Origin of the sequence: Staphylococcus sp. HMSC069E10 (genome assembly GCF_001809205.1) — a bacterium.
Taxonomy (GTDB): Bacteria; Bacillota; Bacilli; order Staphylococcales; family Staphylococcaceae; genus Staphylococcus; species Staphylococcus hominis.
In genome coordinates this window covers 1-9,572 of record NZ_KV796481.1, presented here as the reverse complement: position 1 = coordinate 9,572, position 9,572 = coordinate 1, and the positions used below count along the sequence as shown (strand labels likewise).

General features: G+C 31.2%; 8 protein-coding genes and 1 pseudogene. 4 read left to right on the top strand and 5 right to left on the bottom strand.

Annotation, left to right across the window (positions count from 1 at the left end):
* Positions 1-281: 281 nt before the first annotated feature.
* Positions 282-1,040 carry a sulfite exporter TauE/SafE family protein gene (locus HMPREF2561_RS06050; RefSeq protein WP_002473148.1) on the bottom strand — a complete coding sequence of 253 codons (759 nt, stop codon included), beginning with the start codon at positions 1,038-1,040 and terminating at the stop codon, positions 282-284.
* Entirely contained in the window at positions 1,037-1,297 is a 261-nt protein-coding gene (gene cstR, locus HMPREF2561_RS06045; protein WP_000456195.1) for a persulfide-sensing transcriptional repressor CstR, read from the bottom strand. Before cstR ends, HMPREF2561_RS06050 begins: the two co-directional genes overlap by 4 nt.
* A 138-nt stretch (positions 1,298-1,435) precedes the next feature.
* On the opposite strand from cstR, the gene HMPREF2561_RS06040 reads away from it, so the two are divergent.
* A complete protein-coding gene (locus tag HMPREF2561_RS06040; RefSeq protein ID WP_070468533.1) occupies positions 1,436-2,503 on the top strand; it encodes a DsrE/DsrF/DrsH-like family protein in 1,068 nt (355 codons plus the stop codon).
* 18 nt (positions 2,504-2,521) lie between these two features.
* Positions 2,522-3,850 carry a persulfide dioxygenase-sulfurtransferase CstB gene (cstB, locus tag HMPREF2561_RS06035; RefSeq protein WP_070468531.1) on the top strand — a complete coding sequence of 443 codons (1,329 nt, stop codon included), beginning with the start codon at positions 2,522-2,524 and terminating at the stop codon, positions 3,848-3,850.
* Between the two features lie 265 nt (positions 3,851-4,115).
* Here cstB and HMPREF2561_RS06030 read toward each other — a convergent pair whose 3' ends face one another.
* From HMPREF2561_RS06030 to HMPREF2561_RS06020, 3 genes are all read right to left on the bottom strand, one after another.
* Positions 4,116-4,928, bottom strand: a complete 813-nt coding sequence (locus HMPREF2561_RS06030; RefSeq protein ID WP_070468529.1) for a Cof-type HAD-IIB family hydrolase — start codon at positions 4,926-4,928, stop codon at positions 4,116-4,118.
* A 97-nt stretch (positions 4,929-5,025) separates the two neighbouring features.
* Entirely contained in the window at positions 5,026-6,465 is a 1,440-nt protein-coding gene (locus HMPREF2561_RS06025; RefSeq protein WP_070468527.1) for a 6-phospho-beta-glucosidase, read from the bottom strand.
* Between the two features lie 33 nt (positions 6,466-6,498).
* Complete coding sequence (locus HMPREF2561_RS06020) at positions 6,499-8,391, bottom strand: beta-glucoside-specific PTS transporter subunit IIABC (RefSeq protein WP_070468524.1); 1,893 nt, start codon at positions 8,389-8,391, stop codon at positions 6,499-6,501.
* 184 nt (positions 8,392-8,575) lie between these two features.
* Here HMPREF2561_RS06020 and HMPREF2561_RS06015 point away from each other — a divergent pair, with 184 nt between their 5' ends.
* Together HMPREF2561_RS06015 and HMPREF2561_RS10585 are read left to right on the top strand one after the other, a co-directional pair.
* Positions 8,576-9,280, top strand: coding sequence for a GntR family transcriptional regulator (locus tag HMPREF2561_RS06015; protein ID WP_070468522.1), 705 nt, complete (start codon positions 8,576-8,578; stop codon positions 9,278-9,280).
* 16 nt (positions 9,281-9,296) lie between these two features.
* Positions 9,297-9,572: pseudogene (locus HMPREF2561_RS10585) on the top strand (rhodanese-like domain-containing protein); the annotation flags it as partial.

Genomic DNA, 9,572 nt, shown 5'->3' with positions numbered 1-9,572 from the left:
CTATATTAATCATTTTTTGATTCTCAAATTCTACGCCACAATAGCTGCATTTTATTAAAGATACTATATATTCAATCAATTTCAGAGTGAGTTATATATAACCTCATTTTTAGTTTTATTTATAGTATGAGTCTGCGCATCAGTTAATGATACGGTTTTTTTAATATTGTTTTATCATAAATCTTAAACATGTAAAATAACTTTTAAATTAAATATAGTATGAATTAATTTAGGGAGCGAGACTACAAATTCAAAATGAATGTTGTCCCACTCCCATGTTTTTAAAATATCAACTTAATAATTGCAACGACGATTAAAATACATATTATCGTTTTTTGAATATAGTCAGGTATTTTCTGGCCCATTTTCATACCTAGAGGCGTAAATAGTATACTACCTAAAATTAACGGTATTGCACTATTGATAGGAATATAACCCTGTAATAATTTAATCATAAATGCTCCAATAGAAGAGATGAATGCAATTACAATACTATTTGTAACTACCATGTTCATTGGTAATTTAAATATAACAAGTAGTACTGGAATAATAATAAATGCGCCACCAGCTCCTACAATACCAGATACCAAACCGATGATACCACCTATTGTAATTAAAAGTAGACGATTAAACTTAATATGACTAGTAGATGGTGTAACTTTTATAAACATTAGAATAAGAGCTAGTAATGCAATAATAATATAAACCGTATTAACAAACTGAACATTTATTAAATTCGCTAAGATTGCACCTAGCATACTACCTATTACCATTCCACTTCCCATATTAAGTATAAGCGTTCTAGAAAAATTTTTATTTTTATATGCGTTTAAAGATCCACTCAATGTACTAAAAAACACCTGACTTGAAGTTAATCCTGAAGCAATATAAGCACTATAAGTAGGTAAACCAAATAATGGTGGTAATAATAAGAGAGCCGGGTAAATAACAATGGCTCCCCCTATACCGACTAATCCAGAAATAAATCCTCCTAAGATACCAATAACTAACATTACTATAATGGTGGTTATACTTATCATTTACTTTTTATCAATAATTCAACTGCTTCATTAATTAGTGCCTGAGAATCTTCACTATTTTCTTCAGACATTTTGACGCATTCTACTAAGTTTTCACTAATGATAATACCCATTAACCGTTGAATAGAACTTTTAGAAGCACTTAATTGACTAATGACGTTTTTACAATTTTTTTCTTCCTCCATCATTTTAATGACTCCATTAAGCTGTCCTTGTATGCGATGAATACGATTAATCATCTTTTTATTATATTCCAATATATTTCACTCCACATTTATTTTTAATAATTACATCATATTGATTAAATTTTAGTTTGTCAAATACCCCCATAGGTATTTGACAAACTATCTAATTCGTTATAATATACCCCCATAGGTATTTAAAAGGAGGTAATTATGTCACAATATAAAACGAAACACATTAATGATTTCACTAAAAAAGAATTACAAGAATTGGGTTCTAAGGGTCAATTAATTGACGTTCGACAGCCTGAAGAATTTGAATTAGGACACATTAAAAATGCTTTATTACATTCAGTTGAAAATATAGAGACTTTTAAACAAAGCAAAAATAAAACTTACTATATCTATTGTAAAAGTGGTAATAGAAGTAGAAAAGCCAGTCAATTTCTTGCACAACGCGGATACGATGTGGTGAATTTAGACGGAGGTTATACCGCATACGAAGAACAACATCATAATGATAATTTATCTAAAGTAAAAGAAGATAGAGAAATTAAAGATAATCGTAAGACATTCAATTATAGTAATCTACAGTGTCCAGGACCTATTGTTAATATTAGTAAAGAAATCAAAAACATCGCTATTGGTGATCAAATAGAAGTTGTTGTGACTGATCACGGATTTTTAAATGATATTAAAAGTTGGGTCAAACAAACTGGACATACGCTTGTTAGACTCAACGATTTTGGTAATGAAATTCGCGCTATTATTCAAAAAGAAGAAAATAAAAATATAGAAGTGACACACACGAAAAGTGGAACAACAATTGTTTTATTTAGCGGCGAGCTAGATAAAGCAGTTGCAGCAATGATTATTGCTAATGGTGCTAAAGCTGCAGGTAGAGATGTAACCATCTTTTGCACATTTTGGGGCTTAAATGCACTTAAAAAAATTCAAAGTCAACGCATTAAGAAAAAAGGTATTGCAAAACTTTTTGACTTCATGCTTCCAAATTCACCAATTAACATGCCTATTTCTAAAATGAATATGTTTGGTTTAGGCAATCTAATGATGCGTTATGTCATGAAAAAGAAAAATGTCGATACTTTACCTTCTCTTATTGATCAAGCGGTTGAGCAAGGTGTTAAACTTATCGCTTGTACAATGAGTATGGATGTGATGGGCATTACAAAAGAAGAACTACGCGATGATGTAGAATACGGTGGCGTAGGTGCATATATTGGATATACAGAACAAGCTAATCACAATTTATTTATATAATTAGAAAGGAATGATATTATGTTTTTTAAACAATTTTATGATAAACATTTATCTCAAGCATCTTATTTAATCGGTTGTCAAAAAACTGGAGAAGCCATGATTATTGATCCTATTCGTGACTTATCTTCATATATTCGAGTTGCTGATGAAGAAGGTTTAACCATTACTCATGCAGCTGAAACACATATACATGCAGATTTTGCTTCAGGAATTAGAGATGTTGCTATAAAGTTAAATGCTAATATTTATGTATCGGGTGAAAGTGATGACACATTAGGTTATAAAAATATGCCTAACCACACTCATTTTGTTCAACATAATGACGATATTTATGTAGGAAATATAAAATTAAAAGTGCTTCATACACCGGGTCACACGCCAGAAAGTATAAGTTTTTTACTTACTGACGAAGGTGCTGGAGCACAAGTTCCAATGGGACTATTCAGTGGTGATTTTATTTTTGTAGGAGATATCGGTAGACCTGATTTACTAGAAAAAGCGGTTAAAGTAGAAGGATCATCTGAAATAGGCGCTAAACAAATGTTTAAATCGATTGAAAGTATTAAAGACTTGCTAGATTACATTCAAATTTGGCCTGGCCATGGCGCTGGTAGTCCTTGTGGTAAATCTTTAGGTGCTATTCCAACATCTACGCTTGGCTATGAAAAACAAACGAACTGGGCTTTTTCTGAAAATAACGAAGCTACCTTTATCGATAAACTCATTTCTGACCAACCTGCACCACCACATCATTTTGCACAAATGAAAAAAATTAATCAATTCGGTATGAATTTATATCAACCTTATACGGTTTATCCAGCTACAAATACAAACAGATTAACTTTTGATCTCCGCAGTAAGGAGGCATATCATGGTGGACATATTGAAGGTACAATCAATATTCCATATGATAAAAATTTCATCAATCAAATTGGCTGGTATCTAAACTATGATCAAGAAATTAACTTGATTGGAGACTATCACCTTGTTTCAAAAGCAACACACACCTTACAACTCATTGGATACGATGATGTTGCTGGATATCAATTACCTCAATCTAAGATTCAAACACGTTCCATTCATAGCGAGGATATTACAGGTAACGAATCACATATATTGGATGTACGTAATGATAATGAATGGAATAATGGCCACTTATCTCAAGCGGTTCATGTACCACACGGCAAACTTTTAGAAACAGATTTACCTTTCAATAAAAACGATGTTATTTATGTACACTGTCAGTCTGGCATTAGAAGTTCGATAGCTATTGGTATTTTAGAACACAAAGGTTATCACAACATTATTAATGTAAATGAAGGTTATAAAGATATACACCTTTCTTAATATTTATACTAATGAAGAAGGACTATAAGTAGTTAGACATAGCTTATAGTCCCTTTTTATATTATTAGATAAATATCTATTTAAAAATCATTTATGTATCCTCGCTTTATATCATTTAATAAATATTTTACATAGTGCATACCTTTTTTGTTTATTGATGTGTTCAAAAAACATAACAGCAATTCTTATAAACCTCATATGTTCTGATACGTTCAAAATTCCTTTATGATGCGGTTTATCGTATAAAAGTTAATTACATATTGTTTCATTCACTATGATTATCGTCATTGATAAGTAATGTATTCAATGTTTCTATTACGTCATCTCTATCATTATTAATTGAACTTAAATTTGCTTTACTTTTAAGTTCTGGATAAGCGTTGTCCATAGCAACTTTGTATCGTGCATGCTCAACTAAAGGAATATCATTTAAACCATCACCTAATACAATCGTTTGTTCACTACTTATATTTAATAAATTTTGTAAAAAGCGAATCGCTTTTCCTTTATCAACGTCTTTATGTGTGATATCTATCCAATTCTCTTCTGCAGCTACGATATAGAGAGTGTCTTCATATTTACTTAAACCTTTAACATGTTCGAAACACTGACCTTGTGAATCAAAAATAGTAACTTTTAAAATATCCTGATCAATCGTATTTAAATCTTTTACAAAAGTTATTTTCTCATATGAACCCAAAACCATGTCTCGTTCTTTTTCGGAAATATGCTGCTCAGCATAAGCCATACCTTCTGTGCAAACAACAATCACTAGATTAACATCAATAGCTTTAATTGTCTCAATCACTTCAAGTCCAAGTTGATTGTTAAATGTTTTAGTATAGATATTCACTCCATTAATTTTAATTCGTGAAGCACTGTCTCCGATAATAAATAAATCTTTCGCTAAGTCCTCAACAATCGCATCTACACGTTCATTTTGTTTCCCAGTACAAAAGGCTAAACGAATACCTCTATTCTTCAATTTAATCAATAGTCGTTGAAATTTTTCACGATTGAAACTACCTTGTGAATTTAAAAACGTACCATCCATATCTGTTACTATTAATTCAAAAATAATACCCCTCTTTTATATTTTTTTACTTTATATAGAAAAACACCTTATTAAAGCTATAACAAGGTGTCTTTTCTATTTAGTTATTGATGTAACACAATTATAATTCTTCACCATTTGATTCAATAACTTTACGATACCAATCAAATGAAGCTTTTTTTGTACGTGCTAATGAGCCATTTCCCTCGTTGTCACGATCTACATGAATTAGTCCATAGCGTTTTTTCATTTCGCCGGTTGTAAATGATACGATATCAATAATACCCCAAGGTGTATAACCTATTAAGTCCACGCCGTCTTTATCTACTGCTTCGATAGCAGCTTGAATATGTTGACGTAAATATTCAATACGGTAGTCATCATGAATATGTCCATTTTCATCAAATTCATCTACAGCACCAAAACCATTTTCAACAATAAATAACGGAATTTGATAACGATTATATAAAGCATTCAAAGTGTATCGTAAGCCTACTGGATCAATAGCCCAACCCCAATCACTCTTTTTAATATAAGGATTGTCTACTGAATTTGGTAATCCCCCGTTAACAACATTATCATCTACACTTACTTCATTATCATGTTTCACTACTGTAGACATATAATAACTAAAACCAATATAATCTACTTTACCCTCACGTAAAATTTCTTCGTCTCCATCTTGCCAACCAATATCTAAACCTTCACGTTCAAACATTTTCTTTGCATAACCTGGATAGTAACCACGTACATGTACATCTGGGAAGAAGAAACGCATTCGATTTGCTACTTCGGCTTCCATAATATCTTTTGGATTACAACTATACGGATAAATTGGTACATGTGAAATCATTGCACCAATTTCAAATTCAGGATTAATTTTCTTACCTATTTTAACCGCTTTAGCACTTGCGATTAATTCATTATGTGCTACTTGGTATAAGACTTCCTCTTTATTATCATTATCTGTCAAAGAGACACCTGAATTCGTCCATAAGAAAATTGGATTATTAATATCCATTTGGTTATTAATTTCATTGAACGTCATCCAATATTTCACTTTATCTTTATAACGTTTAAATACCGTTTCTGCAAAATGAGCAAAGAAATCTGCTACTTTACGATTTCTAAAACCACCATATTCACGTGCTAAATGTAATGGCATTTCAAAATGTGAAAGTGTAATTACAGGTTGAATATTATATTTCAGCAATTCATCAAATAAATCATCATAAAATTGTAAACCCGCTTCATTAGGTTCTTTTTCGTCTCCATTTGGAAAAATACGTGTCCATGCGATTGATGTTCTTAAACATTTTAAACCCATTTCGCTAAATAGTTTTACATCTTCTTTATAACAATGATAAAAATCAATTCCAACATGATTAGGGTAATACTTATTTTCTTCGACATGTTTTGTAATTTCACGTGCTTTACCATGAGCTCCCGCTGTCATTACATCAATGACGCTTAATCCTTTGCCATCTTGATCATAGCCACCCTCAAATTGATTGGCAGCTAAAGCGCCACCCCATAAGAAATTTTTTGGTAATTTAGACATTATTCAAAACTCCTTTTCTGATTTATTATTTCTTTATTTTTTAATTACAGTAATCATCTTATCTTTCACTTTTATGTTTTGAGAATCAGTTACAATGATTTCTTCAAATTCACTACTATTTGTAATAAGTACCGGTGTAATAATCTCATAACCTTGTTCTTTAATATAGTTTGCATCAAATTTTAAAATCGGTTGTCCTACGTCAACTTTCTCATTTTCAGAAACAAGTAACTCGAAGCCTTTACCATTTAATTTAACTGTGTCTAAACCAACGTGTATTAAAAGTTCAATACCATCTGATGACGTAATCCCAATAGCGTGCTTACTGACCGTTACCATACTAACTGTTCCAGCAATAGGAGCTCTTATTTCATCGCTCTCAGGTTGAATTGCTAATCCTTTACCCATCATTTCTTCTGCAAATATAGGATCATTAACCTTAGATAATGGAACAATCGAACCATTCAATGGTGAATATATATCACTTTCAAGATGATCATTAGAAGTCATTGTATCTTGGTTTATTTTGTTTCTTTCTTCATCTTCTACTTGTTCAGTTGTATCTTCACCATAACCAAACACTTGTATTAGAATAATAGGTAGAATAATAGCAATTATTGAACCAATCAGAATCCCCCATATAGATGTTGGATTATCTGGACTATAACCATTTACAACAGTAATTGGACCAGGTAAACCAGCATATGCATAATATTTCGGTTTAAAGAAACTAGCAATTAAGGCGCCAATCCCCCCACTAATACATGCAATAATAAATGGTTTTTTAAAACGTAAGTTCACTCCATATATTGAAGGTTCTGTAATACCAAAGATACCAGTAATACCAGCTGATAATGATACTTTTTTTAGTTCTTTATTTTTAGTTTTAAAGAATACACCAATAACTGCACCAAATTGAGAAATAACTGCAATTGTTTGGAAGGCTTGGAAGGCATCGCTTTTATACTGTTCAAAGTTTGCTAAAACCATAGGTGTGATGCCCCAATGAACACCAAAAATAACGAATACTTGCCAAAATGCACCAATTAATAAACCAGCTAACCATGGCGCTACAGCTACTAACCAATTAAATCCATGAGCGATACCATGCGCAGCTCCAGAAGCTAATGGACCAATAATTAGTAATGTTAATGGAACCATAATTACAATACTAAAAAATGGTACAAATAATGGTCTGACTACTTCATGAATATACTTATTTAAATATTTTTCTACATATGACAAGACCCATACTAATAATAACGGTGGCAATACAGATGACGTATAACTTGTTTCACTTAGAGGAATACCAATAAATGTAAATGATTTACCGCTACTAATTTTTTCAACAATATCTGTTAAGTCTGGACTAACTAATGCGGCACAACATGCTACAGCAATATATGTATTTACTTTAAAATGTTTTGCTGCTGTAATGGCAATGAATATAGGTAAAAATGTAAATGGTGCCCATGAAATAAAATTAAAGACTTCATAAGTTCCTGTATTTTCAAATGTCGGGAAAAATATCTTAGCTACAATTAAAATTCCTTGCAAAATCCCTGCTGCTGCTAACACATAGATGAATGGAGCAAACACCGCTGACATAGTTGCAATAATACGGTTTATAATTGTTCCTTTTTCACCTTCATCCTCAGTTGGTTGCTGATTTTCCTCACCAACTAATCCTTCAAATTCTTTATATACGCTAGCAACCGCATTACCAATAACTACTTGAAACTGTCCATTATTTTCAACAACTGTTACTACACCATCTAGTGCTGATACTTTCTTCTTAGCCTCAGGTACAGAACGTTTCAAAACAATCCGTAATCGCGTTGCACAATGTGTATAATTGACAATATTTTCCTCTCCACCTACTGCTTCAAGAATTTCGTTTGCCAATCGTTTATCTTTTTCACTCATAACTAAACCTCCCAAATTGCTTCTTATTAATTTCAACCCTAAAAATGAAAGCCTTTTCATTTTTAATTATAATTATACCGGTACAATTTGTAAACATTTTTCGTTAATTATACCGGTATAATTCTCTAAAACATTATATATTTTGATATAATATATTAAAATTATATTTGAGGAGCGCAAAACCATGTTAAAGTATGAACATATTGCTAAAGAAATTAATGATTCTATTTCAAACAACGAGTTTGCTGTCGGGGATAAGCTTCCAAGTGTAGAAATGTTGAAAGCAAAATACCAAGTAAGTAAAAGTACTATTATTAAAGCGCTTGGAATATTAGAAAAGGAAGGAACTATTTATCAAACAAGAGGTAGTGGTATCTATGTACGCAATAAAAAGAAATCTGGCTATATTAATCTTTTAAAGACTAAAGGATTCTCAGATAATTTACACGAGCATCAAGTTACAAGTAAAGTTTTAACACTTCAACTTATTCGTCCAGATAATAATGTAAAAGAACATTTACGCTTAAAAGATAAAAATGCTCACGTCTATTATGTAGAACGTATTCGTTATCTAGATAATCATCCTTTATGTATTGAAACATCCTACTTTAATACAGATTTAGTTAATCATTTAGATAATCAAATTGCTGCAAGTTCCATTTTTGAATACCTTCAATCTCAACTTAAAATTAATATTGGCTTTTCTGATATCTATTTTTATATTGATTTTCTTTCTGAAAGCGAAGCTCCAAAATTGAGTCTTCATCCGAATGATCCATGTATGCGTCATGAATTAACATTTTATACTACTACTGGTATACCTTTTGATTATTCAAATATTGTATATCATTATAAATATGCTAACTTCTTTATTCCTATAGAAGGTTGATTGGGTACGATGTGAATATCAATTATTTCAATCTAATATTCAAACACATTCTATTCATAGTGAAGACATTACAGGTAACGAATCACATATATTAGATGTACGTAATGATAATGAATGAAATAATGGCCACTTATCTCAAGCGGTTCATGTACCACACGGCAAACTTTTAGAAACAGATTTACCTTTCAATAAAAATGATGTTATTTATGTCCACTGTCAATCTGGCATTAGAAGTTCTATAGCTATTGGTATTTTAGAACATAAAGGTTATCACAACATTATTAATGTAAAT

Excerpts from the sequence above, each read along its gene's own strand:
- HMPREF2561_RS06050 (WP_002473148.1), bottom strand. The coding sequence starts at position 1,040 with ATGATAAGTATAACCACCATTATAGTAATGTTAGTTATTGGTATCTTA.
- HMPREF2561_RS06040 (WP_070468533.1), top strand. The coding sequence starts at position 1,436 with ATGTCACAATATAAAACGAAACACATTAATGATTTCACTAAAAAAGAA.
- cstB (WP_070468531.1), top strand. The coding sequence starts at position 2,522 with ATGTTTTTTAAACAATTTTATGATAAACATTTATCTCAAGCATCTTAT.
- HMPREF2561_RS06025 (WP_070468527.1), bottom strand. The coding sequence starts at position 6,465 with ATGTCTAAATTACCAAAAAATTTCTTATGGGGTGGCGCTTTAGCTGCC.
- HMPREF2561_RS06020 (WP_070468524.1), bottom strand. The coding sequence starts at position 8,391 with ATGAGTGAAAAAGATAAACGATTGGCAAACGAAATTCTTGAAGCAGTA.
- HMPREF2561_RS06015 (WP_070468522.1), top strand. The coding sequence starts at position 8,576 with ATGTTAAAGTATGAACATATTGCTAAAGAAATTAATGATTCTATTTCA.